This window comes from Legionella brunensis (genome assembly GCF_001467025.1).
Taxonomy (GTDB): domain Bacteria; phylum Pseudomonadota; class Gammaproteobacteria; order Legionellales; family Legionellaceae; genus Tatlockia; species Tatlockia brunensis.
On record NZ_LNXV01000033.1, the window covers coordinates 206,231 to 231,350 of the forward strand.

A 25,120-nucleotide genomic window follows, 5' to 3' on the forward strand; every position below is an offset into this window, starting at 1 on the left:
AGAAAAGGTGACTAATGAGAATTAAGCTGCTGGGGCGTTTAGTTTTTCTTCCAACGCTTCAATATGCTGCTGCGATGCGGTTTTTGCAAAGAAAAAGCATGAGTTAAAAGAAAGGTCACCTTTATAGCAGGATTTAAGCGTTCTCCCTGCGATGGCAAAAGCACCAAACACACTAAGCGCAATAGCAATATTGACTAGAATTGGTTTCCAAATTGCACGGTGTTCATGCAAAATATGATCTTGCGAATGCAGTAATGTAGACATTTGCCGCTTCATGGAGCGAATTCTGTTCGCATCGCAATTTGGCTTTTGCGCCTCAATAAAAATACCCTCCCATTGCTTCTGTAACGCACTTGCCAAATTATAACCTACCCTACCCTTAGCAACCTGACCAACCCAAAGATCGCCCGCGAACTCTTTGAAATCTGTAAGCCCTTGAGTGACGGAGTGGTTGTCGAAATCAAATATTATCTTAGAAGCTTTACTTACCACAGGTGCGAATAAAGGTTCGTCTTTAAAGGTCCCTTCGAATACGCGAAATAGTTTTATAGAATCACTCACGAACAATGCTAGCTCTAGATCTTGCTGTATTTGTTGTTCAAATTCATTTTTCTCTAAACTAGAGGCTAAAGTATTTAATTGCGCTTGTAATTTATCTGCTAAGTTAGAAAAATCTGGGCCTTGAAAATATCCTCTGTCCGACAGGCGCTTACCAAAGCCTTTTATTTGTTCAATCTTCGATAAAGAATCGTAAAACTCAACTACTTTTTTGGGAATCAATGAAGACAATTCAGCGTTCGAAAAAGCTTTAACAATGCTGTCCCTTAAGGTAGTTGAACATTTGTCGAGCAAAAAAGTCTCGAATTCTTTTAGAAAATTTTGCTGAAATATTTCTTTTCCTGCGCTGCTTGTAGCTGTACCAGCTTGTAACTCTTTGTAGCAAGCGTCTTCCCATTTGCCCTTCAGGTCATCAATCCATTCAGGAAGACTTTGCCTATTCACATCAGCGATTGATAATTCCTCGGCAATTTTCTCCAGCTCAATGAAGCCTTTTGTAACAGGATGGCTATCAAAATTTTTCAGACTAACTGATATCCTTTCCAAAAGAGGGTTTAGGACCAATGATGGATGCACCTTATCGTAAAAGTCCCTCATTCGATACCAATAAAGATCTTGCTGGATAAATTTTTCTATCGCTTTAAACTCTAACCGAAATTCTTTTACCTTTTTACTAAACACAGCCAGATCAGCCTCTGTCTTAATTTCTTCCCTTTTTAACTGCAAATCTTCAACTAGCTTAAGCAACTTTTGTTTCCTTGACTTATTCAGCAATGTTCCAGCAAAATCTTTTATTTTTCGCAAGCTTTCTGATGCATCGAGAAAAGCAACCAAATTGTTAAATTCCGTATCTTCATCCGTGCTTACAGGTAGACTCTCCTTACAAAAGGCTTTTATTACTGCAGGCTCATCTTGACTCAAAATCTTTGTTAATTTAATTAAATCAATTGCTATATTATGCTCTAACTCTTTAAATACCTGTTGCTCATGATTGTTTAAAAGGATAACCGTAGCTTTTTGTTCATGCGAGAGGGTAAAGTATTTACTCTTCTTATAATCTCTTTTCCCTGTCTTGAGCTCTTGAGTAAGTGCTTTGACTTTGTCTTGCGTTTCTGTCCCTAAATATTTTTCCAATGATTGATAAGAATCAAGAAAATCTGCAGTCCAAACTGCCGAATCAGTACTAGCCTTGGTATAAATACGGCCCAAAGTGAATATCTTAACTGCAAATTCAGCTAAACTGACACTACTCTCATTTTTGTCTTGAAAGAGTAGGTAAGATTTTTCAATCATTCCCAATGTAAGAGAAGGGGGAATACTATCCTCCAATAATTCTTCATGAATAGCCACCTTCCTTGTTTGTTCAATTTCTTTGAATAGTTCTTCTAAAAAAGTTTTTGCAGGCAGTCTATCTTCCTCTTTTACTTTTGCAAGTAAAGGCAACATTGCCGTTATATACCACATAGTATTTTTCCTGTGCCATTTATTGCACAAAAGAATAACAGCAGAACATTAAGGTAGTATTAAAAACAATTTTTTGTAATGCTTTATGTTAGGACAGCAGTTCAATTACTGTTTTAGAGATATAAAATTAAAGCCCAACTTTGGAAAAATGCCTTTGTTGGGCTTAGGTAGGAGGTATTTCTGTTAATCAAGCAAACCTAAAGCTTTCACTGTATCACGCTCTTGACGTAACTCATCCAAGGTAGCATTAAACTTAGCCTGGCCATAATCATTAAGTTGTAACCCTTCGACCACCTGAATTTCGCCATGAGCACGGCGACAAGGGAAAGAGAAAATTAACCCTTCGTCTACCCCATATTCTTCTTGTGAACTTAGGCACATTGAAAAAGACTCATTCGCGGGAGTATCTGTAATCAAATGATTAACACCCTGCACAACAGCATTAGCAGCTGAAGCAGCCGACGAAGCGCCGCGTGCTTTGATGATTGCCGCACCTCGTTGTTGTACCGTTGTCACAAAAGTCTCTTTTAACCAAGTTTCATCCTTAATCACTGAGGCTGCTGATAAACCATTAATTTTAGCATTATAAAAATCCGGATACTGTGTAGAAGAATGATTTCCCCAAATGGTCATTTGGCTAACTTCAGTGATATCCACACCGGCTTTTTGTGCGAGTTGTGTCCGAGCACGTAACTCATCCAGTGTCGTCATGGCATAAAATCTATCATTAGGGATATCTTTTGCATGATTCATAGCAATGAGGCAGTTGGTATTACAAGGGTTACCTACTACGAATACACGTATATCTTCAGCTGCATAATCATTGATGGCTTGACCTTGTTTAGTAAAAATACCGCCATTAATTTGTAATAAATCAGAGCGCTCCATCCCTTGCTTACGAGGAACAGAACCCACTAATAAAGCCCAGTTGACACCATCCATCGCCTGCTTAAGATCAGCAGTACAAACGATACGTTTTAGCAAAGGAAACGCACAATCCTCTAACTCCATTGCGACACCTTCAAGCGCTGGTAACGCAGGCTCTAACTCAAGCAATTGCAATTCGACATCCGTATGGGGTCCAAACATTTGTCCAGAAGCAATTCTAAATAATAAGGCATAACCAATTTGCCCAGCGGCACCAGTTACTGCTACTCGCACTCGTTTATTCATTTATTCTTTTCCTTTTTCCACCATTGTTTGACTAAGAAAAGCGCGGCAATACTTCGCGCCTCAGAAAAATCCGGTCGCAGCAATAATTCTTCCGTTGCCTCTAATGGCCACTCAATCACTTCAAGTGGCTCTGGCTCATCACCAGGTAAGGGAGAGGGATATAAGTCATATGCTGCAACTAAATCAAGAACTGCACCAAAATAACCAGGGGCCAGCGTCATCCTTCTCAGCGAATGTAGTTTTTTGGCAGCAAAACCTGCTTCTTCGCGTAACTCACGGTTCGCTGCTTCAAGCGCTGTTTCTCCTTGATTGACAATCCCCTTAGGAAAAGCCAACTCATAAGAGTCAGTCCCTGCAGCATATTCCCGCACTAGCAGCAAGGAGTCATCTGCAGTAATTGCTGCAATGAGAACAGCACCATGACCATGACTACGAATCCGTTCGTAAACCCGCTGAGCACCATTGGCAAAATGAAGATGCATTTGCTCAATCGTAAAGAGATTGGATTTAGCAATCACTAACCTTTTCGAACAAACCGGTTTTTCACGCATCCTTATTTTACCTTTATAAAAACTTAAGTAGACCACAGTCTTTGCCCAAAGGCGAGCACTCATGTTTTGTAAAAATTATTGTCATGATACTATTGCAAACTTAAACAAGCCAGTCCAATGTTAGCACAATGTTACCGACCTCTTTATATATTCATATTCCCTGGTGTATCCGCAAATGCCCGTATTGTGATTTTAATTCACATAAAAGCCCAGACAACTTGCCTGAAGAAAGCTATATCAAGGCTTTAATAAATGATTTTAAAGCAGATTTAGAATTTTTTCCTGCACGCGAAATTAGTAGCGTCTTTATTGGCGGGGGAACCCCTAGCTTATTCTCAGCAAAGGCTTATGAATCCCTATTCAATCAATTAAACACCTTAGTGCCTTTCGCTAAAGGAATAGAAATCACGCTTGAAGCAAATCCAGGCACAGTTGAGCAACAACGCTTTAATGACTATCGCCGCTTAGGTATTAACAGGCTCTCTTTAGGAATACAAAGTTTTAATCCTGAACATTTAAAGCGTCTTGGCCGCATTCATGATGAAAAGCAAGCTCATCAAGCCATTAAATCCGCTCGTCTTGCAGGATTTGACAACATTAATATCGATCTCATGCATGGTTTACCGGGACAATCCCTTGAGCAAGGTTTGCAGGATTTAAACGCCGCTTTGGCGCATCAACCTGAGCATCTTTCCTGGTATCAATTAACCATTGAACCTAATACTGTATTTTATAAACAGCAACCCATCTTACCAAGCGAAGATGAAGCTTACGAATTAGAAGAGCAAGGGTTAGCGTTGTTAGCTACCTATTATTTTAAGCGTTATGAAATTTCTGCTTTCTGCCACTCTGACAAAACAGCTCGTCATAATATCAACTATTGGCTTTTTGGAGATTATTATGGCATTGGCGCTGGTGCACATGGGAAAATCACTACCGCAGAAAACCAGGTTTACCGCACACGAAAACACCGTCAACCAACAGATTATTTGAATCCTGACAAATCTTTTCTTGCTGGTAAAGAATTAGTGGAACCTAATTCTTTACTTTTTGAATTTATGCTCAATACCACACGTCTACAACAAGCGATCCCTTATGAACTCTTTCCTGAAAGAACAGGGCTCCCTTTGACAATGTTAAAACCTTTGCTTGAAAATGCCGCACTAAAAAAATTAATCCAAATGCATGAAACCTTTTGGCAAATTACTGCTTTAGGCCGTCGCTACACTAATGACTTACAAGGTTTTTTCCTGCCAGACTAGCTCTGGCAAGCAGGCTCATAACAATGGAAGCAATCTTTTTTAAACTAGAGATACACCAAAACTAAATTAAGGAAACCTCACCCCTCTCTTCACAACTTTGCCGCTTTCATTAATAATGAGGTTTTATTTTTGCTAGGAGGCGTAATGTTATCAGGCCTGTTGTCGCTTTTTGTTGTCGTGGTTGGTTATTTAGCTGGCTCCGTTTGTTCAGCTGTTATCGTTTCTCGCATTTTTTCTCTGCCTGATCCACGCATCACTGGCTCGCAAAACCCAGGAGCAACCAATGTATTAAGGCTAGCAGGTAAAAAATATGCCGCCATTGTTTTACTAGCGGACGTCCTGAAAGGTCTTTTGCCAGTTTTATTAGCACAACTTTTAGGTGCAGGCCCCATTACACTTAGCTTTACTTGCTTGGCTGCAGTTATGGGTCATATGTATCCGATTTTTTTTGGGTTTCGTGGTGGGAAAGGGGTTGCCACAGCTATGGGGGCATTTTTAGGCCTTCATTTCATGCTTGGAGTTCTTGTGATAGCGACCTGGCTATTGGTGGCTAACTTTTTGCGCTATTCCTCCCTTGCCTCAATTGTCTCGATGGTTATGGCACCCTGGTATGCCCTGTTTATTCCCAATGGCCTTCTTATGTTTCCGCCCTTATTCTTCATTGCTCTGTTTATTCTTTATAAACACCGAGACAATATTACTCGCTTAATTGATCGCCAAGAACCCAAGATTCAATTTAGTCGCTCTTCACTAAGAGAAGAGATCAGCGCCACCTTACTTGAAGAGGAAAAAGAACAAGAGCTTGAACAAGCCCAAATCACCACTGCCCCCCCTCCTTCTTTACCTGCAGAACCTGCTTCAACAGCGAAGGCAGAAGTTAAGAAAGTCCGTAAAAAGCCAACAGCAGGAAAAACAACAACCCCAAAAGTGCCTAAAAAAACCACAGACAAGGCATCGAAAACCAGTGCAGACAAAACTTCGAAAAAAAGCTCAAGTAAAACTGCGAAAAAACCCTCTTAAGATTTAAGCTGAGATCTTGTAAGTGTTGCTTATCCTGAGCTTAGGATAGGCAACAGAATTTTATGCCAAAGGCCACCGCGCTTTGACATCAATAGCATGATTGGTGTCTTCCTCTCCACGTAATAATCGCAAACATCCCGCATAAGCAACCATAGCACCATTATCCGTGCAATATTCCGTACGCGGAAAATAGATTTCACCACCCTGCTCTTGCATCAAAGTTGTTAACGCCATCCTCAATGCGCGATTAGCACCGACACCACCGGCCACAACCAAACGATGACTCGCCGTTTGTTTAACTGCTCGCCTACATTTAATGACTAAAGTTTCTACGACTGCATCTTGAAACGCTCTGGCAATTACTACTTTAGCCTTTTCATCTTTATCACTGTTATTCCAAGCCGTAAGTGCATGAGTTTTCAAACCGCTGAAGCTAAAATCCAAACCAGGTCTATCCGTCATCGGACGCGGAAATGGTGCCAACTCATTCTTTATGTCTGGCGTCTTATCTGCAAGCCCCGCTAAAATTGCTCCTCCGGGATAAGGTAGTCCCATTAGCTTTGCTGTTTTGTCGAATGCCTCACCCACCGCATCATCTAATGTTTCACCAATAATACGGTACTCTCCTAAAGCCTGCGCCTCTATTAATTGAGTATGTCCTCCTGAAACCAGGAGAGCTAAAAATGGAAACTCAAGTGTCGGTGAATCAAGTTTTGCCGCCAGTAAATGAGCTTCTAAATGATGAATGGCCAACGCCGGGATATTCAGTCCTAAAGCCAAGCTTTTGGCAAAACACGCTCCAGTTAGTAAAGCCCCGATTAAACCTGGACCTGCCGTATAAGCAATGGCATCAATCTCTGTTTTAGCGATTCCTGCCTGTTTAAAAGCCTGATCGACCAAAGGCACAATATATTTGACATGATCACGGGAAGCCAACTCAGGCACCACCCCCCCATAACGTTGATGCGTAGTCAACTGTGAATGCAGGGCATGAGCCATTAATCCCCTCTCGGAGTCATAAATCGCTACACCCGTTTCATCACAAGATGATTCAATCCCAAGTACCCGCATCTACACCTCTGTCATAATGATTAAAAAATAATCTGTCATTATACGAAAAGACCGCCTTGAATACCAAGAATGGCTACATTATTTAATAAGCAATCCAGCTCTAAATATAAACTGAATTACAATTTCTGTATTACAATAAAACTTGACGATTGCTTTAACTGGCACTAGAATTGCCAGCCTATTATATTAAATTACTCAGAGGAAATAAGTTAATGCCTACAGTTCGTGTGAAAGAAGGCGAAAATCCTGAATATGCATTACGTCGCTTCAAGCGTTCTTGTGAAAAAGCAGGAATTTTAACTGAATTACGTCGTCGCGAATTTTACGAAAAACCTACTGCAGAGCGTAAGCGTAAGCAAGCTGCCGCTGTAAAACGTCACCTTAAGAAGGTTTCTCGTGATGTTTCTATGTCTGCTCGTCGTAACGCCAAACATAGACGCAAGTAATCATGACTATTAAAGACCGTATCAGCAATGATATTAAAGACGCGATGCGTGCCAGAGACAAAATGAAACTGGACACGCTTCGTCTCATTACTGCTGCAGTCAAACAAGTTGAAGTGGATGAACGTATTGTTGTCGATGAAGAGCGTATGCTTGTTATACTTGATAAGCTCGCTAAACAGCGAAAAGAATCCATTACCCAATTTAAAACCGCTGGTCGTGATGATTTAGTTGCTCAGGAACAGTTTGAATTAGATCTTATCGGTCATTATTTACCAGAACCTCTATCAGAGGCTGAAGTTGAAGCTCTTGTCGCGAAAGCAATTGCAGAAGTCAATGCTGAAAAGATGAGTGATATGGGTAAGGTAATGGCTCTACTTAAGCCCCAACTTCAAGGCCGAGCCGACATGACTAAAGTTAGTGTGCTGATAAAGGCAAAATTGAGTTAACCTCTTATCATGTCTGGCTTAATTCCGCAGCCATTCATCGATGATCTGCTTACCCGCACCGATATTGTTGAGCTTATTGATAGCTATATTCCATTAAAAAAAACTGGCCACAGTTATGTGGCTTGCTGCCCTTTTCACAATGAAAAAACCCCATCGTTCAATGTCGTTGCAAAAAAACAGTTTTATCACTGTTTTGGTTGTGGCGCGAGTGGGAATGTCATTAGCTTTGTAATGAACTACCTTAATCAAGGTTTTATTGATGCCGTAGAAACACTTGCGTCACGCCTCGGCCTGCAGGTACCACGCGATGGACGCACGGAAAAAAATCAACAATCGCTTAGCTTGTATCAATTGTTAGCACAGGTCAGTCAATTTTATCAAGCGACTTTAAAGACCAAGGGACAACCTGCCATTAACTATTTACGCCAACGAGGGTTAACCGGGGAAATTGCTAAGTTTTACCAAATAGGATACGCGCCAGCAGATTGGCAAACGCTTGAGAAGCATTTTAAAATTCATCGCAATGAACTGATTGCCACAGGGATGCTTATTCAAAAAGAAGACGGCAAAACCTATGATCGTTACCGTCATCGCATTATGTTCCCTATCCATGATAGGCATGGTCGAATTATCGGCTTTGGCGGAAGAGCTATTGACGCGCAGCAAAAACCCAAATATCTCAACTCACCCGAGACAGTTATTTTTCAAAAAAGCCGTGAACTTTATGGACTACACCAAATTCTACAAACCCATAAATCTATTGATAACATTGTTATTGTTGAAGGTTATATGGATGTCATCGCCTTGGCTCAGCATGGTATTACTAATGCCGTTGCCGCTTTGGGAACTGCAACCAGTATTTATCACATTCAATTACTCGCTAAACACACGCAACACCTAATTTTTTGTTTTGATGGCGATGCTGCAGGACGTCAAGCGGCATGGCGGGCTTTGGAAAGTTGTTTGCCTCAATTAAACGCAGGCCTCAATGCCAGTTTTATTTTTCTACCAGAAGGTTATGATCCCGACAGCCTGGTACGAGAGGAAGGAAGTGCAAAATTTATTGAGCGATTAAAACAGGCCAAACCACTCAATCATTTTTTCTTTGACAGTCTGTCACGCAATATCGATTTACTTTCTGTTGCGGGTAAAAGTCAATTAATCAATGCTGCAAAGCCACATCTTTTAAAAATACAAGAAGGCCCCTATAAACAATTATTGCTAGATGAACTGGCACGAATTAGTCATATAGAAACTCACCGACTAGCACAAATTATTCATGAAAAGGCTTCTTTGCCTTTGCAAAACAATAAACCCATTACTCGCTCCCCAATTCGTCTCGCCATTGCTTTGCTCATCCAACATCCTGAAATCTTCAAAGATTGCCAAGAATATATCGACCCTAGCTTGTTGCAGGGAAAAGAGCAAGAAATACTGCAAAAACTGCTGCAACAAATCGCAAAATCACCTGAAGCGAATACGGCAACGCTAATTGAACAATGGCGTAATACACCCTTTTTTGACGCATTAGGGAAATTAGCCGGTTGGGACCATCAGGTTCCAGAACCAGCACTCGTGAAAGAATTTATTGATATTATTTTATTTTTGCAAAAACAGAATTTAGAAAATAAAATTAATCAGTACATTGCAAAATCCCGCGATCAGGGCTTAACTTTATCAGAAAGACTAAACTTACAAGAGATGCTTAAGCAGCGGCACCAAAATAACGATGATAAAAAATAACGCAAAATATACTGGCAAGTTTGCCATTGCAGGTTTATAATCAAAACCTTTTTGTGGTTTAACCTCACCAACGCCTATGACGACTATGAATGACCAAGAACAGCAGCACTCGCAAATTACCAAAGTCATCCGTTTGGGTAAAGAACAAAATTACCTAACCTATGCCCAGATTAATGATCTGTTACCCAACATCGTCGATACTGAACATTTTGATGTAATTATCAGCATGTTGGAAGGCATGAACATTAAAGTTTTCGAAGTTTCACCCAGCGAAGACGAATTGGCTCTACTTGGGACAACTGAAGAAGCTCCCGAGGATGTTGAAGAAGCAGCGGCAGTTCTTGCTTCTGTCGACAAAGAGACAGGTCGAACAACTGATCCGGTTCGCATGTACATGCGTGAAATGGGTACGGTTGAACTGCTGACACGCGAAGGTGAAATTCGCATTGCCAAGCGTATCGAAGAAGGTATCTACCAAGTTCTCAAATCGCTTGCTCATTATCCTGAAACGGTACAGCTAGTTCTTGAGGATTATGATCGCGTTATCACAGAAGAAATTCGTCTAAGCGACATCATCAGCGGCTTTGCCGATGTCGAAGAAGAGGCACCACCTGCTAGCATAGGTTCTATGCTTGATGAGTCTCAGCAGGAAGAGCTTCTGTTGGATGATATTGACTCCGAGGAAGAAGGCGAGGAAGGTGAAGGCGGCTTGGGAGAAGGGGATGAAGGCCCTAATCCAGAACAAGCAAAAATTTATTTTGACGAATTGCGGGAGAATTTTAACAATGCGATGCATGCGTTAAAAGAGCATGGTCGCACCGCCCCTAAAACTCTTGCATTATTAGAAACAATGTCCGACTCCTTCTTGAAATTAAAGTTGACTTCAAGACAGGTTGATCGCCTAACCCGTCACTTCCGTCATCTGCGTAATCATATTCGTGAATTCGAACGCACGATTATGCGCCTTTGTATTGAAAAAGCCCGCATTCCACGCAAACTCTTTATTGATACCTTCCCCGGTCAAGAAACTGATCTGACTTGGTTAGAAACTGTCATAAGCAAGCATGCTAAAAAGTTGGATATGCCGCGCATTGAAGAGTATCGCGAAGAGATCTTACGTATCCAAGCCAAACTAACCTCTTTTGAGGAAGAATATGGCTTGATTATTAGCGAAATCAAAGACATTAACCGTAAAATGTCAATTGGTGAAGCAAAAGCCCGACGTGCTAAAAAAGAAATGGTTGAGGCAAACTTACGCTTAGTAATTTCGATTGCCAAAAAATACACTAACCGCGGTCTACAATTCCTCGATTTAATTCAGGAAGGAAATATCGGCTTGATGAAAGCAGTCGATAAGTTTGAATACCGACGTGGTTACAAATTCTCAACCTATGCAACTTGGTGGATTCGTCAGGCAATCACACGTTCGATTGCCGACCAGGCACGCACAATCCGCATCCCGGTGCATATGATTGAGACGATCAACAAACTCAACCGTATTTCACGACAAATTCTCCAGGAAACGGGCCGTGAAGCGACCCCCGAAGAATTAGCGGCAAAAATGGATCTTAGCGAAGATAAAATCCGTAAAGTATTAAAGATCGCCAAAGAACCTATTTCGATGGAAACGCCGGTTGGTGACGATGACGATTCACATTTAGGTGATTTTATTGAAGACAGTAACATCGAATCACCGATTGAACGCGCTACTGCTGAAGGCTTACGCGAAGCGACATTAGAGATTCTTGAAACCCTAACCCCACGTGAAGCCAAAGTTTTACGTATGCGTTTTGGTATCGAGATGAATACCGACCATACATTAGAGGAAGTTGGTAAACAATTTGATGTAACCCGCGAACGTATCCGCCAAATTGAAGCCAAAGCCTTGCGTAAATTACGCCACCCATCCCGCTCAGAGAAGCTCCGCAGCTTCTTAGAGGGTGATGATACCTAGAAGCTAAAGCTTCTTCTGGCATCTGTTAAGACGCTTTGAAGCGTCTTAACAATTCAACCATTGCAATTAATTGGTTGAGAAAAAAATAAAAATATTGTGGCATTAAATAGTGATAACTATTACAATGGCAACTCCCCCGGGCCCATAGCTCAGTTGGTTAGAGCAGCGGACTCATAATCCGTTGGTCCTAGGTTCAAGTCCTAGTGGGCCCACCAATAAAATCAAGTAGTTACGGTAGTTTTCAGAAAGTTCGAAAAAGTCATGTAGACGCAATGTAGACAATATCAGGGTCTTTCCCAATTACGGGGGGCACTCACCATTTAACAACACAACACCCTAACACGAGTTCTATAATTATCAAAGTTACGAAAGCTATAAGCTCGTCTTTGAATCAGTTTCATCTTCCGATGGAACCCTTCCGTAATGCAGTTGTTTTTAGTAAACCGCCACATTCTAGCCACTTCTTCCCGCCATTGATATAATGTTTTGCCTAGAGTCTTTAGTGACTCAAAGGGACTTTCTTTCAAACTGGCAACCAATTTAAGAAAAAGAGGTATTAAACGCGTACACTGTTTTGCGGTGCGATGTTTTCTCATGAGTAATCGATGCAATCGCTGTTTAAAATAATAAATAGCAGCGATGACAGGTTGCTGTTGTAAATAGCGTTCTCGTTTATTTAATCGTTTTACAGTGAGTTTATTGGGATTGGTTCTCAATGCTGCCAAGAGCATAACCCACCTTTCTATTAAATGAATGCTCATCCAGTCCTAATATGCGAGGACAAGACCGACTCGCTATCTTCTTATAGCGAAGCTCATAGCCGTAATGATACCAACGCTCTACAGTAGATTTACCCAACTTTAGGTCCCGAGACAAATCCTTTTGACTCACTCCCTTACTATGATAGTGAAACACCTGTTTACGCAAACTCTCGCTGGCTCGTTGATACTTACCTATGCCCGGTAAACGCTGATTAAAATAACGACCACAAGCAGGACAATAATACTTATGAGGGGTTTTACCGCATATCCAGCCCAAACTGGCAATGAGACCAAATTAAGCTAACGCCCTAAGTTTTTCAAATATTGTTTAATGGATATTATTTGTTGTTTAGTTGACAACATTCCATCAATAATCAAATCAGCTTCAGTTTTAAATTTAGAATCATCAAATAAAGGTCTTGATTGGTGTATATAAAACTCTAACTCATCTAAAAGTTCAACTTTATTTTTATTAGTATCTCTATAATCTCTAAGGAGCCATCTACATAATGAAACATCAAGTGGAACGTCAATATGAACCCATGTATCTATATGTAATGTAAACCTGTTTGTTTATGGAAACGACCTAAGGGAGCATCAAAGATAATGTATCCTGTTGGGTTAATAATAGTTTACAGTTCAGGATGAACTGCTGATTTTCCAAGCTTCAGATACTCAAGTACATCTTCTAGTCCTTGGTAATCCCATTCACTATAATTTTCTCCACGTTTATACCAATCAATATAATCTTCCGGCCCATTTGAAATTTCATCAAAATCATCCCTACAGAGGAAAGAGCCCTGTAATTTTCTTGCGAGTTCCATGGTAAGTGTTGATTTCCTAACCCCCATGTTGCCGCTAATGCCAATGATATGAGGTTTCATAATAACATTATCCATATATTTAAATAGCTTGATAAATTTAATATTCAATCATCATGATTCTTAGCCAGCTCTGCTTCCAATTGCTCAATTGTTGGTAAACTAGTTTTTATCTCATCAGGTAAGGACTCAGTAAGTCTATATTCAGCAAGGCCTATAGGTTTGCTCATATCCCTCAGAGTATACTCAGCCAATATATTATTTTAAGATTTGCATAAAATTATGCCTATAGAACAATAGTCATCAGGGTCAGATCTTGCCTTTTTCTTAGGCATTTTAATCTTCCTTTTGACGGCAAATCAAAGGGTTAGTCTAAACTAACTTGATTAAAATGCCCCTTTATTTAGGGTAGAGCCAAAATCTGCGGAACGCTTAGGCGTCTATGCTAAGCCACTTCGTTCACTTAATTCTGCGGTAGGAAGTTTATAACCCAAACATCAAGCTAAGAAAATTATAATCCGAATATTTCTATCATCTCAGAATAGTCATTGATTTTTATTAAAAATAAGATCAATGGTCTATATTTAATGTACTAACCAGATGAGTTGAAAAAATATCATAGAAGGAACATATTTATGGACAAAAAAATAGAACTATTGACCCCCCAAAACTCCGTGTTATTAATGATTGATTATCAACCACAAATGGCTTTTGGTGTCGTAAGTATTGATAGGCAATCTTTGAAGAATAATGCCGTAGCCTTAGCTAACACAGCAAAACTATTCCAGGTTCCTACTATTCTTACCTCTGTGGAGACAGAAAGTTTTAGTGGTTTTATATGGCCAGAGTTACTCGATGTATTCCCTAAAAATGATGTTATTGAGCGTAGCAGCATGAACTCATGGGACTCTCAACTAGTGAGGCAACATGTTGATAATACTGGCAGGAAAAAGTTAATTCTTGCAGGCTTGTGGACTGAAGTATGCATCAACATGTGTGCTTTTTCAGCAATGCAAGATGGTTATGAAATTTATGTAGTTGAGGATGCTTGTGGTGGTACAAGCGAAATAGCCCAACAATCCTCTATGAATCGAATGCAACAGGCTGGAGTTGTCTCTGTAACTTGGCAGCAAGTACTGCTTGAATGGCAACGTGATTGGGCAAGAAAAGATACTTATGATAGTGTCATGAATATTGTCAAAGAATTTAGTGGTGTTTACGGTATGGGCGTTGATTATGCTTATACAATGGTTCACAAACAAAAGCCAAGAAGTGAATGGAAAGGTAAAATGGTTAAATAATATATTTCTTAAGGAGTAGATAAATACGCGACTCCCAGCCTAATCAAAACACTAACGTAGGCTAATGCTTCTATATTAGGGTTAATCAAGGAGACCCTTGCAATGGATACAATTTATTACAACGGAAATTTTAAAGGCTCAGGTATTAGTAATAAAAAAATAACTGCTGTTGCCATTAAAAATAATAAATTTGTTCAATTTGGCTCTGATACAGAAATTATTAAATTAAAAACATTCGAGACGATACTGGTTGATTTGCAGCAAAAAATTGTAATTCCAGGATTAAATGATTCTCATATCCACTTAATTCGCGGTGGACTGAATTTTAATATGGAGTTACGTTGGGATGGCGTTCGAACACTTAATGAAGCATTATTTATCCTCAAAGAGCAAGCTGAACGCACTCCCGCTCCCCAATGGGTTCGAATTGTTGGTGGTTGGACTGAGTTTCAATTTAAAGAACGGAGAATGCCAACATTGGATGAAATCAATTCGGTTTCAAAAGACACTCCTGTCTTTGTTCTTCATCTCTATGATCGCGCCTTACTCAATAGAGCGGCATTGAATGCCATTGGTTATGATAAGAATACTAAAGAAATGCCTGGTACCATGATTCAGCGTGATAAAAAAGGTAATCCAACCGGCATGTTAATTGCCCAGCCTAACGCCATCATACTCTATTCTGCATTAGCTCAAGGCCCTAAGCTTAGTCGTGATGATCAAATTAACTCAACCTTACATTTTATGCGTGAATTAAACCGTCTTGGAGTCACTAGTGTGATCGATGCGGGGGGTGGGTTTCAAAATTACCCAGATGATTATGAGATAATCCAAGCGCTCGATAAAGAAAATAAATTAACTTTAAGAATCGCTTATAATTTATTTACGCAAAAAGCAGGGTATGAACTAGATGATTTTACCCATTGGACAAAAACTTCGAAATACCAACAAGGTAATGACTATTATCGTCATAATGGAGCCGGTGAAATGCTTGTTTTCTCGGCTGCTGATTTTGAAGACTTTCTGCAACCGCGACCTGACTTACCTTCTGTAATGGAGGAACAACTAAAACCTGTAGTACGTCTTTTGGCAGAAAATAAATGGCCCTTTAGATTACATGCAACTTACGATGAATCAATTGCTAGAGCTCTAACTGTTTATGAGGAAATCCATTCAGAGATCCCTATTGATAATTTACATTGGTTTTTCGATCATGCGGAGACTATCTCTGATCATTCAATAGAACGGGTAAAAAAACTCGGTGGTGGTATAGCTATTCAAAACAGAATGGCTTTCCAAGGAGAGTATTTTAGTGAACGCTATGGGAAAGAAAAAACCTTACGTACTCCCCCAATTAACAAAATAATTGAAGCAGGAATTCCAATCGGCATGGGAACAGATGCGACTCGAGTTTCGAGTTATAATCCATGGTTATGTTTATATTGGCTAACTACAGGAAAAACAGTAGGTGGACAGTCACTTTATAATGAAGACAACATCCTTTCCAGAGAAAAAGCATTAGAGCTTTATACTAAAGGAAGCGCCTGGTTTTCTAATGAAGAAGACATAAAGGGATCTTTTCTTTCTAATCAATTAGCAGATTTTGCTGTTCTGTCTAAAGATTTCTTTTTAGTACCAGAAGAGGATATTAAAGACATCTATTCGTTAATGACGGTGGTAGGTGGGAAAATTGTCCATGCTTGCGATAGTTTTTCTCAATACAATCCGCCAATTCCACCTGTTAGTCCCTCATGGTCTCCAGTTAAATATTATGGCGGTTATCATCGAGAAAACGTACTCGCATCAATCAACCAGAAGTTCAATCACCACAATCATTCTACTACTCCTTGTCATCATAGTTCTTGGCAATGGGGAGCATGTTTTTGCTGGGCATTTTAGTTATGAAAGACAACAGCCAACGCAAAGGATAGGGGCCAGATGATTAATAAATTTGGGGTAATACTCCTCAACTACTTGATAAAGTAAGGTGCATTTCGGTTGATGGTGGGGGCTGCTATACTACAACAGTGAAATTGGTTTTGAAATATTACGATATTTACCTATAACATACTGACTAATATTTCCGCAGTATATTTTAATTTCACTCTAATACTGCGTTCTAATTCGGCTTTTGCAATTACCTCATCTCGAATACGGCTAATATCTCGTTTAATTTGATCAATAGCTTTGGTACATTTTTGTTTCGCCTCTTCAAATTTTTCTCTTTTAATTAAGTTATCAATATGAAGAATTTGATTTTCTATTTCTTCCGGAGTTGCAAAAAATTCTGCCTTGGGCGGGAACTTAATTACGAAGGGGCAAAAAGTTTCATCGATAATTGCCAAAATATGGGCTTGCATTTATTTTGATCTTTGTGGGCTTCAAAATGCTCATTGCACCCTGGTTTAAAATCCCTATCTTCATTGCTTTGGGTATTGTAGTAATCACCTTAATCTTTTGCATAGTACTAAGCATCTATCAAACATCGCTATTAGCAAAGAATAAAAATCCACCTGGGAAGCTTCCTCGCAATAACAAATCATAAGATTCTTTCATCCGACTATTGACACTATTCTTCGATTTTTTCATCTAAAAGTTGACAAAAAACCCCCTTAAAATACTCTATAGAATTATTAACATTAGCGTTTAGTTGGAGTAGATAAGCATTTTCATTATCCCACCAGATCTCAAATCATGAATACAACGTGATTTTGGTTCATCGACTCACTATCGTTACTGTGAAAAAAGCCCTTAAAAAACATCTCCTAAAATACCAACTTTCCTTAATGCTCACAGAAAGATACTGGGGTAATTTCAAAGTGCTTCCAATGACAAATATGTAGTAAAATCAATATGATACCAAATGATAATTCGACACGATATTCTATGATTGGCGAAACATAATTTACTATTATTTCAAACTAGGTTAACAAACTAATGACTTTTTTATTATTCCCCAAAAAAATTACCGCTATAACAGTAATATTTGACATTTAAAATAAATTAATACTCAGAAAACCAATAAATTGAGCATTTTTTACCGCCATAACAGTAATTTATGACGAATTCATACAAAAAAGATAAAGTCATAACTGTATTTTTATCATTTTTACTGCTATAACAGTAATATATAATTAATTTTTGGTGTTCCATGCCCAAACACGAAATTGCCAATTTAGTCCATTACTACCGCAAACACAGCGGCTTATCGCAACAGGAGTTAGCTCGGTTAGCGGGAGTCGGTAAGACGGTTATCTATGATATTGAAAAAGGGAAAGAATCGGTGCGGCTAAATACATTGCTAAAAGTGTTCGATGTTTTAAATATCCAAATAAAATTTGAAACGCCTTTTCCTAAAACAACGGATAATAATACATGAGAAAAGCATACGTATCAGTAAATGGCATTAGAGCTGGAATATTAGAAGAGTTAGAAGGTAAAAAATACCAATTTACTTACCTTAATGATTATCAGGGCGCACCTGTTTCGCTCACCATGCCGTTAACAAATAAGATCTATGATTTTGACGTATTCCCCCCTTTTTTTGAAGGATTGCTACCTGAAGGTATTATGCTTGAAGCATTATTACGCAAATATAAAATCGATAAAAATGATTATTTTGGCCAATTGATAATAGTTGGCCAAGATGTCGTAGGCGCAGTGACGATTGAGGAACTAAGATGAAACACTGTCCTATTACTTATGAAAAGATAAGTGTTCAAGAAAACTATTCACAACGTGGATTGCATTTGCTTTCTCCTCAATTAAAAAATCTTAGCCCATTAGATTTAAGTGCTGATGAGCAGCGACAGGAAGCAATTGCTCGTGTAGGAAAGATGTCTGTTCAGGGCGTCCAAAAGAAATTAAGTGCCAAACTAAAGATTAAAGAGGGATGTTTTGAAATCGTTGATCAAAAGGGTCACTATATTTTAAAACCACAAAGTGATATTTATCCAGAATTGCCGGAAAATGAAGCCATTACTATGACCCTTGCAAAAACTATAGGCCTCGAAGTTCCGGTTCATGGTTTAGTTTATTCTAAAGACAACAGTTTAACCTACTTCATTAAACGCTTTGATAGAATAGGCCATAATAAAAAGTTAGCTTTAGAGGATTTTGCACAGCTATCAGGTGAAGATCGACATACAAAATATAAAAGTTCTATGGAAAAAGTAATTGCAGTCATAGCACAATTTTGTACATTCCCAAAAATTGAATTCGTGAAATTATTTAAGTTGACGTTGTTTAACTTCCTGGTCGGTAATGAAGACATGCATCTAAAAAATTTTTCCCTAATTACTAAGGATAGAAAAATTTCCATATCACCCGCATATGATTTACTTAACTCAACTATCGCTCAAAAAAACACAAAAGAAGAAATCGCTTTGCCCCTAAAGGGGAAAAAAAATAATTTAACAAAACGTGATTTTTTTAACTATTTTGCCGTTGAAAAATTAGGATTAAACCAGAACGTCATCGATGGGATCGTACGAGAGTTTCATCAAATAATACCTGAGTGGCGAAGGCTGATTGGTTTCAGTTTTTTATCTCAACAGATGCAGGAAAAATATCTCCAATTGTTAGATCAACGATGCAAGCGATTAAATTTTTTTGATTAACTGATATCAGATATCTCCATCATATGCTCAAGTATAAAATTAGCTACTTGTTGCATGGGTTTCCTTAATCGTTCAACATCTTTCATGAGATACCCTGCTGTAACATCATTGTTCATTTTATGGTTGAGTAATCGCTTCACGGCATAAGCAGGTAAATCCAGCTATCAGCAATAGTGGCGAATGTTCCTCTCAGATCATGCAAAGTAGATGGTACGCCAGATAACTCCACTACCCTATAACAACAAAATCTCTCGGGTCTTTCCCAAATACGGGGCACTCAATGCACTTTCACGGGATATTTGCACCAAACGGCAAGAATCACTTGCCTCAGTCAATATATCATCAGGTATTCAGACGCCACCATTTGAGATGGGCAACCATAGGGTTATCAATTTTTTAACGTCATCATAAAGAGCTTGTTATGGTCCTCGATTTATAAATGAGCACAAATAGAACATAAAAATGGGGCATTGCCGTGAAGGAGTAGACGTTTTTTATGAAAACAGATTGGGCGTTAATAAATGTGGTGATAATTTACCCTGGTAAGTACTGTTATATCGATAAAGCTAGGAAACAGCTAGTCCCCCTTTGTTATAAATAAGCAAAATATGATTGTCACAGACAATGGTCTTCTGGGGTTGACCACTGATTGAAATTAATTGTGCTTGAGAAATTTTGCCGGGGGTATCTTCAGCCTCTTTAGAAATAATGGCAAAGTCATAAGATGATTTAAAATACTTGTTAGAAGTGATGTGTTCATAGCGCTTTAAATGATTATTATAGACATATTGTGCTAGTACTATTTTATATCGACTGAACCCTTGTAGATGTTTTGCATCCCAATATTGGGCGATACCGCGCTTAACTTCGGCTTCTGCAAGCGCATTATCAATGCATGCAACGTAGTTTGGATAAAAATCATAGGCTATACCATTTTTTTGTATAAGGTCATGAACCGTAGAAGTCATCAAATACAGTACTATAAGGGAGATTGGCAGACTTAAATAGCTAATTTTATTTTTTAGAAAACAAGCAAAAAGTATTGTGCCTGCAATAATAGGCCAGGAAAAAGCGGGTATAAGGTATCTAATCGCAACATTATGCCTTACGAATAAAACAGCGGCTAATGAGATAATCGTTGACAATAAACAAAATGTAATGAGATAAATAAGTTCTTTGTTCAGATTTAAAAATAGCTTTTGTTTTAAAAGAAAAGTCAAACAAACGAAACTGAATAAATAATAGCTGCAAATGAAAATAAATAATATGGGAGTATTGATATAAAACGCATGGATTAAAAGATAAAACGCCTTAAAATTTTCCCCAAGATGTCTATTAAAGATAATTTCCAAGATCAACAGAAAGACAAAAAAACCCAAAAACCAAGGAAAACTTTTTGTTAGGTATTTAGCATGACTATCTTCCTTTTTATCTTCTACATCATTGATTAAAACAAACAAGAAATAAACAGGTACTAGCATTTGAGGTATGAACAATGTATCAGAAAGTAAACAAAGACCAGCAATAACAGCTAACAGTGCTGTATTATATCGTTTATATTTGGTTGATTTGCAATTTTTGGAACTTATGAATAAGGTAAAAAAAAGGATTTCCATCATAAAAACGCCATAATGATGGGCACTTATTAACATTAAGCGTAACGGTTCAAGAGCATTTAAAGCACACCAGGCAAGTATTGTGAACGCCAATATTGAGATAAAGAGGCACTCTTTTTTATAGAGTTGCTTGATAAGAAAATAAATCAAGATAAAAGTAAGCAATGCTTGAATGGCGATATATGTCGCAATTTGCAGGTAAATACTTTTTCCAAGCAAGTATGCCAATAAAAATAATAGAAAATCTGGAAAGAAATATGGGGCCGGAGTTAAGTACCAATCTGCTATATGACCATCTCCATGGAGTACATCAGAGAATAAAGTAGGTAAGTAAAGAGCATCCGCATTTAAAAGTTGGATTTTTGCTGGGTGGCCTGCGAGAAATGACACAACAAGTAGAGTAATGGCGCTTATCAAAATACCAAAAATAGATAATCTAAATAGCATGAACACCCTAACATGTGTCTTTTTAGGCATTATACATATTCTGGCATTTTTGAAAATGGAAAAGGATTATTTCTACGCCAGCGAGGCAGATATGAAACATATGATTAATCGCTGCATGAAAGATCTACACGAATTGGGTTTTAAAGTTGGTCATTTGAATGGTTTGAAGCCCAAGCATATCTATGCACTGGTTGAGCATTGGAAAAAACAAGGCAAGAGTCCTGCAACTATCAAAAATTACATGTCCAAATTGCATAAACTCGCTTATTCTCTGGATAAACCTAAGTTGGTTAGAACAGGTAATACCCTCTACGCTTGCTTTCTTGTTTACAATTTAAAGATACAAGCATTGATGTAGCGAAGCATAATTAAGGTTCTAATACTCCACCGAGGGAAACCAATCACTAAGCAAACTCAGATTTGCCTGAGAATTCTGATTTACGATACCTTGGATGGACTTTCACATGCCAGAGTGGCAGCATCAAAAATAATGGAATCAAGCAGCAAATAAACAATGTGAGGAAGAAATTATCCCAGCCGTAATTTTTGATAATTGCACCCAAAGGAGCACCAGCCAGAACAGCACCTAAACAATAAGCAAAAAATCCGGCAAAGCCAGTTGCAGTCGCCGCTGCTTTTTTATGTGCTAATTCCGCACACGCCATACCAATCATCATTTGTGGTCCAAAGATAAAAAAACCAAAGAAAAAGAGGAACAAAGAGTCGAGGAATGGTGTGTATTCCCTAGTCAACGTAAATAGCAACAAAGTGACAAATACACCTGCTGTAAAGAGAACATTGATTGGATTGCGTTTACCTTGAAATATTTTATCAGAAGACCAGCCGGCAACCAGATTTCCAAAAAAACCACCAATCTCAAACCATATGACACAACTACCTGCTGTGATTAAGGAATAATCCTTCACTTCTGTTAAGTACAACATGCTCCAATCATTAATGGCCGTTCGAACAATGTAAATAAACAAATAAGAAATGGACAGTATCCAAATATATTGGTTGCTTAGCACATAATTCCAAAGAATTTCTTTGACTGAGAATTCTGTTTTTTCTTGGTGATGATTTGATAAACCAGAAAAATCTTCACGATATTGCTCTATCGCAGGTAAACCAAGCGACTGCGGCGTATCTCTTAAACGATTGATTAAAAAAACGCCTCCTAAAATGCAGATGATCCCAGGCACAAACATAGCAGAACGCCAGCCGAAATACTGCGCGCACATAGCAACAATCAATGGAATTAATGCACCACCAACGTTATGTGATGTATTCCAAAGACTCCACCAACGACCACGTTCGGATTGAGAATACCAATGTGTTAATAATTTAGTACATCCTGGCCATCCCCACCCTTGAAACCAACCATTCAATCCCCAAAAAATAGCAAATAACCACCAGGTGGAAGACAATCCAAACAAAATATTAAAAATACCTGTCAAAATTAACCCGATCGCCATTAAATAACGAGGATTAGATTTATCGCCAAGAATTCCACTCAAAAATTTGCTGATGCCATAACTTAAGCTCAAAATGCTAGCAATCATTCCCAGTTCAGTTTTAGTCATTCCCAAAGTGTTTTGTAATGCAGGCATCGCGAAGGTAAAACTTTTTCGCGTAAAATAAAACAAAGCATACCCTATATACATTGCATAAAAGGTGCGAATACGCCAATAACGATATTGCCGTTTAACAATGGTTTTATCCTGAATTTCATTAAGATAAGGAGCAGGTTTTAGAAAACTCAAAAATGCCATGATCGTCCATCATCATGATAAAAAAACAAGATTAGAATGTAACTCGCAAAGTATGTCAAATCATTTCTAATGAAAATGATAGAGGTATCATGCCCTATTAAAATTAATTAAAAATTTAAATGGAATTCTTGTGAAATTATAAATAAGCTACACGATTTGCGTTAAAAAGGGATTTGTCGGAATGAAAAAAATAGTTAGTTTATTAGAACAAGATCAAATCGATTTTGCTAATCCTGAAGTCATAATGGTTTTAAGAAGAAAATTTCGTACTCAAAGAGATTGGATTATTGATTCTTTCAACCAATATCGATTTACTGACGAAGAATCGCAAAAAGTCCAACAAGCCATTCTAAAAGGGGATCTTCGAATAACAGATCTTCTAAAACGTCCGTTTTCCCACTATTTTTGGAGTTTCCTTACCTTTAAGTGGGGCGAGATACTTTCGGGTGGAAAAGGATTATCTAAGCAAGAAGTCTTACAAATTGCTACCTGCTCTAGTAAAGGCCAAGAATTTTCAAGAACACCCACTCAAAATAGAAATAGGCTAATAAAAGGAGTGCCATTAGTCATTGGCAAAGTCGTTACCTCCATGGCACTTTGCATGGTATTTGGCCTGGGATTATTAGCGACTTTAGGCGCTCCCTTTGGCTTTAGCCTCGGCTTAGCGATAGTACTTTCCTTATGTAATGGAATAGTGTGTTTATTAAGTCGTGGACGAGCCATGCTTGATAGTGCCGGCTTTCAGCCTCAAAAACAAAAGACATTTAAGACCCGTGAAGAAAATGAAAAAGAAAAAACAATATTCGATAGAGGTGAGAAATTATTTTTTGGTATCGTGACCTTATTGGCCTGTATTTCTGCGGGCATTTCTGGATATGCTGGTCTCGTAGGACTTCTCACTTTTTTGGGAGTAGGCATGCTCGCCTCTAACCCTCTAGTTTTGATAGTTACGGTAGGGTTATCTTTGATTACCGCTATCTCTTTTTATTCGTTTCAAGCTGTAGGCATACGTGAAAATTATGCAAAATTTAAAAATCTTTTTATTGAAGATTATAAAAAACCCCATGGTCTTTTGCGATGTGTCTTATTAGGAGTTGTAAGTACAGTCTTTTTAGCGGTTTATGCGACGCTAACCTGGTTTACTACTGCATCGGGTGTTAATAAGTTTTTCGGCGTTTTAGGTGCGAAACCTGATACCTTTCTAGCCCATGTTATTTCTATGATATGTACTACGACAACCATGGTTGTTAATACTTTTTCACAAGTCTATAAAGTCTTTAACCCGAAAACGTATGTCGATCTGAAAGAAAAATTTGAATCCATCTACCAACCACTTGAAGAAAATCAAACAAAAGCACAAAAGATAAAGTATGGAGCCATCAACATGCTCAAATTATGTGCTTTGATAGGTGATTCTCTTGCTTATTCTGTTGCCGGTGGAATCCGAAGCGGAATTCATGTCGGTGAAACGCTGGGAGAAACAATAGGGGCAAAACTTGCATTAACTATTACCATGGCAATATTGTCTCCAGTCATTTTAGTATTCGTATCGATAGCTTTTACTTGGCCTACCGTTTTTCATAGAAAAAAATCGACTCAATATCCCTCACAGACGGAGAAGCCATGGATGGAAAAAACGAGTCAAAGCCATACTACAGATGCACTTCAAAATAATACTCCATTACCAACATCAGAAAAATCTCCCGAACCTAATTCTAAAATTAGGCAACCTGGGCTAAGATTTTTTGATGAGAGATTGAGTGAAGAGTGTCGTAGTCCTACTTTAGAGGGAAGAATAGTTTTGACACCCTCCTCACCATAAATGATGAGATTTTTGAATCAACGAGCAAGCCTGGGTACAAGTCCATAGGATTGAAAACCGGGTTTCACTTCGTGTCACCCAGGTTACAATTCATTGTATAAATAAAGGACTTCCGGATTAACCCCGGACAATATCCTATCCTCTATTATGAAGAAGAAAGCAATGTGTCGGTAGGAATAATGGAAAATTTTAACCCGGAAAAACATTTGAATAGGTAGTATTTGTAAGACATTTCTTACAGTATTTGCCAAGTATGTCTTAATGACGAACAAC

21 protein-coding genes, 1 tRNA gene and 4 pseudogenes are annotated in these 25,120 nt (G+C 38.5%); 15 read left to right on the forward strand and 11 right to left on the reverse strand.

Going from position 1 to position 25,120, the window contains the following annotated elements:
• Positions 1-21: 21 nt before the first annotated feature.
• The 3 genes from Lbru_RS12225 to nudE all read right to left on the reverse strand — a co-directional run bounded on the left by Lbru_RS12225 (position 22) and on the right by nudE (position 3,746).
• Positions 22-2,022 (reverse strand): hypothetical protein, encoded by a 2,001-nt coding sequence (locus Lbru_RS12225; RefSeq protein WP_058442414.1) that lies wholly within the window; start codon positions 2,020-2,022, stop codon positions 22-24.
• Between the two features lie 183 nt (positions 2,023-2,205).
• Entirely contained in the window at positions 2,206-3,195 is a 990-nt protein-coding gene (locus Lbru_RS12230) for a malate dehydrogenase (protein WP_058442415.1), read from the reverse strand.
• On the reverse strand, positions 3,192-3,746 hold the full coding sequence (nudE, locus tag Lbru_RS12235) for an ADP compounds hydrolase NudE (RefSeq protein WP_058442416.1): 555 nt from the start codon (positions 3,744-3,746) through the stop codon (positions 3,192-3,194). The genes Lbru_RS12230 and nudE overlap by 4 nt, the downstream gene beginning before the upstream one ends.
• A 128-nt stretch (positions 3,747-3,874) precedes the next feature.
• Between nudE and hemW the strand changes: the two genes are divergently transcribed.
• The gene (hemW, locus tag Lbru_RS12240; RefSeq protein ID WP_058442417.1) at positions 3,875-5,008 is read left to right on the forward strand and encodes a radical SAM family heme chaperone HemW; all 1,134 of its coding nucleotides are present in this window, start codon (positions 3,875-3,877) and stop codon (positions 5,006-5,008) included.
• A gap of 144 nt (positions 5,009-5,152) precedes the next feature.
• Positions 5,153-6,028, forward strand: coding sequence for a glycerol-3-phosphate 1-O-acyltransferase PlsY (plsY, locus tag Lbru_RS12245; protein ID WP_131793557.1), 876 nt, complete (start codon positions 5,153-5,155; stop codon positions 6,026-6,028).
• 60 nt (positions 6,029-6,088) lie between these two features.
• Here plsY and tsaD read toward each other — a convergent pair whose 3' ends face one another.
• Positions 6,089-7,099, reverse strand: coding sequence for a tRNA (adenosine(37)-N6)-threonylcarbamoyltransferase complex transferase subunit TsaD (tsaD, locus tag Lbru_RS12250; RefSeq protein WP_058442418.1), 1,011 nt, complete (start codon positions 7,097-7,099; stop codon positions 6,089-6,091).
• A 212-nt stretch (positions 7,100-7,311) separates the two neighbouring features.
• Between tsaD and rpsU the strand changes: the two genes are divergently transcribed.
• From rpsU to Lbru_RS12275, 5 genes are all read left to right on the forward strand, one after another.
• Entirely contained in the window at positions 7,312-7,545 is a 234-nt protein-coding gene (rpsU, locus tag Lbru_RS12255; RefSeq protein ID WP_058442419.1) for a 30S ribosomal protein S21, read from the forward strand.
• Positions 7,546-7,547: 2 nt separating this feature from the next.
• Positions 7,548-7,991: a GatB/YqeY domain-containing protein gene (locus tag Lbru_RS12260; protein WP_058442420.1), complete on the forward strand. Its 444-nt coding sequence runs from the start codon at positions 7,548-7,550 to the stop codon at positions 7,989-7,991.
• A gap of 9 nt (positions 7,992-8,000) precedes the next feature.
• On the forward strand, positions 8,001-9,734 hold the full coding sequence (gene dnaG / locus Lbru_RS12265) for a DNA primase (protein ID WP_058442421.1): 1,734 nt from the start codon (positions 8,001-8,003) through the stop codon (positions 9,732-9,734).
• Between the two features lie 85 nt (positions 9,735-9,819).
• The gene (gene rpoD / locus Lbru_RS12270) at positions 9,820-11,688 is read left to right on the forward strand and encodes an RNA polymerase sigma factor RpoD (RefSeq protein WP_058442422.1); all 1,869 of its coding nucleotides are present in this window, start codon (positions 9,820-9,822) and stop codon (positions 11,686-11,688) included.
• A gap of 138 nt (positions 11,689-11,826) precedes the next feature.
• Positions 11,827-11,903 (forward strand) — tRNA-Ile (locus Lbru_RS12275).
• A 105-nt stretch (positions 11,904-12,008) separates the two neighbouring features.
• On the opposite strand, the pseudogene Lbru_RS16630 reads toward Lbru_RS12275, so the two are convergent.
• The 3 genes and pseudogenes from Lbru_RS16630 to Lbru_RS17935 form a co-directional block, all read right to left on the reverse strand.
• Positions 12,009-12,720 (reverse strand): annotated as a pseudogene (locus Lbru_RS16630) (transposase); the annotation flags it as partial.
• 361 nt (positions 12,721-13,081) lie between these two features.
• The gene (locus Lbru_RS17850) at positions 13,082-13,333 is read right to left on the reverse strand and encodes a nucleoside/nucleotide kinase family protein (protein ID WP_238583883.1); all 252 of its coding nucleotides are present in this window, start codon (positions 13,331-13,333) and stop codon (positions 13,082-13,084) included.
• A gap of 44 nt (positions 13,334-13,377) precedes the next feature.
• A complete protein-coding gene (locus tag Lbru_RS17935; RefSeq protein ID WP_202967551.1) occupies positions 13,378-13,500 on the reverse strand; it encodes a hypothetical protein in 123 nt (40 codons plus the stop codon).
• Between the two features lie 405 nt (positions 13,501-13,905).
• Between Lbru_RS17935 and Lbru_RS12290 the strand changes: the two genes are divergently transcribed.
• Together Lbru_RS12290 and Lbru_RS12295 are read left to right on the forward strand one after the other, a co-directional pair.
• Entirely contained in the window at positions 13,906-14,571 is a 666-nt protein-coding gene (locus Lbru_RS12290; protein WP_058442424.1) for a hydrolase, read from the forward strand.
• A 102-nt stretch (positions 14,572-14,673) separates the two neighbouring features.
• Positions 14,674-16,470, forward strand: coding sequence for an amidohydrolase (locus tag Lbru_RS12295; RefSeq protein ID WP_058442425.1), 1,797 nt, complete (start codon positions 14,674-14,676; stop codon positions 16,468-16,470).
• Positions 16,471-16,631: 161 nt separating this feature from the next.
• Here Lbru_RS12295 and Lbru_RS17390 read toward each other — a convergent pair whose 3' ends face one another.
• Positions 16,632-16,931 (reverse strand): hypothetical protein, encoded by a 300-nt coding sequence (locus Lbru_RS17390; RefSeq protein WP_058442426.1) that lies wholly within the window; start codon positions 16,929-16,931, stop codon positions 16,632-16,634.
• Between Lbru_RS17390 and Lbru_RS17945 the strand changes: the two are divergent.
• From Lbru_RS17945 to Lbru_RS12315, 4 genes and pseudogenes are all read left to right on the forward strand, one after another.
• Positions 16,916-17,116, forward strand: a pseudogene (locus Lbru_RS17945) (hypothetical protein); the annotation flags it as partial. The gene Lbru_RS17390 and the pseudogene Lbru_RS17945 overlap by 16 nt on opposite strands.
• Before the next feature lie 606 nt (positions 17,117-17,722).
• The gene (locus Lbru_RS12305; protein WP_058442427.1) at positions 17,723-17,950 is read left to right on the forward strand and encodes a helix-turn-helix transcriptional regulator; all 228 of its coding nucleotides are present in this window, start codon (positions 17,723-17,725) and stop codon (positions 17,948-17,950) included.
• Positions 17,947-18,255: a HipA N-terminal domain-containing protein gene (locus Lbru_RS12310; protein ID WP_058442428.1), complete on the forward strand. Its 309-nt coding sequence runs from the start codon at positions 17,947-17,949 to the stop codon at positions 18,253-18,255. Before Lbru_RS12305 ends, Lbru_RS12310 begins: the two co-directional genes overlap by 4 nt.
• Positions 18,252-19,190: a lpg2370 family Dot/Icm T4SS effector gene (locus Lbru_RS12315; RefSeq protein ID WP_058442429.1), complete on the forward strand. Its 939-nt coding sequence runs from the start codon at positions 18,252-18,254 to the stop codon at positions 19,188-19,190. The genes Lbru_RS12310 and Lbru_RS12315 overlap by 4 nt, the downstream gene beginning before the upstream one ends.
• Here Lbru_RS12315 and Lbru_RS17950 read toward each other — a convergent pair.
• Positions 19,187-19,425: pseudogene (locus tag Lbru_RS17950) on the reverse strand (integrase); the annotation flags it as partial. The gene Lbru_RS12315 and the pseudogene Lbru_RS17950 overlap by 4 nt on opposite strands.
• A 331-nt stretch (positions 19,426-19,756) precedes the next feature.
• Complete coding sequence (locus Lbru_RS12320) at positions 19,757-21,253, reverse strand: hypothetical protein (protein ID WP_058442430.1); 1,497 nt, start codon at positions 21,251-21,253, stop codon at positions 19,757-19,759.
• A 55-nt stretch (positions 21,254-21,308) separates the two neighbouring features.
• Here Lbru_RS12320 and Lbru_RS12325 point away from each other — a divergent pair.
• Positions 21,309-21,566: pseudogene (locus Lbru_RS12325) on the forward strand (phage integrase N-terminal domain-containing protein); the annotation flags it as partial.
• Positions 21,567-21,657: 91 nt separating this feature from the next.
• Here the strand turns inward: Lbru_RS12325 and pgtP are convergent.
• Positions 21,658-23,025: a phosphoglycerate transporter protein PgtP gene (gene pgtP / locus Lbru_RS12330; protein WP_058442432.1), complete on the reverse strand. Its 1,368-nt coding sequence runs from the start codon at positions 23,023-23,025 to the stop codon at positions 21,658-21,660.
• Positions 23,026-23,206: 181 nt separating this feature from the next.
• Between pgtP and Lbru_RS12335 the strand changes: the two genes are divergently transcribed.
• Positions 23,207-24,847, forward strand: coding sequence for a hypothetical protein (locus tag Lbru_RS12335; RefSeq protein ID WP_058442433.1), 1,641 nt, complete (start codon positions 23,207-23,209; stop codon positions 24,845-24,847).
• The last annotated feature ends 273 nt before the right edge of the window (positions 24,848-25,120 follow it).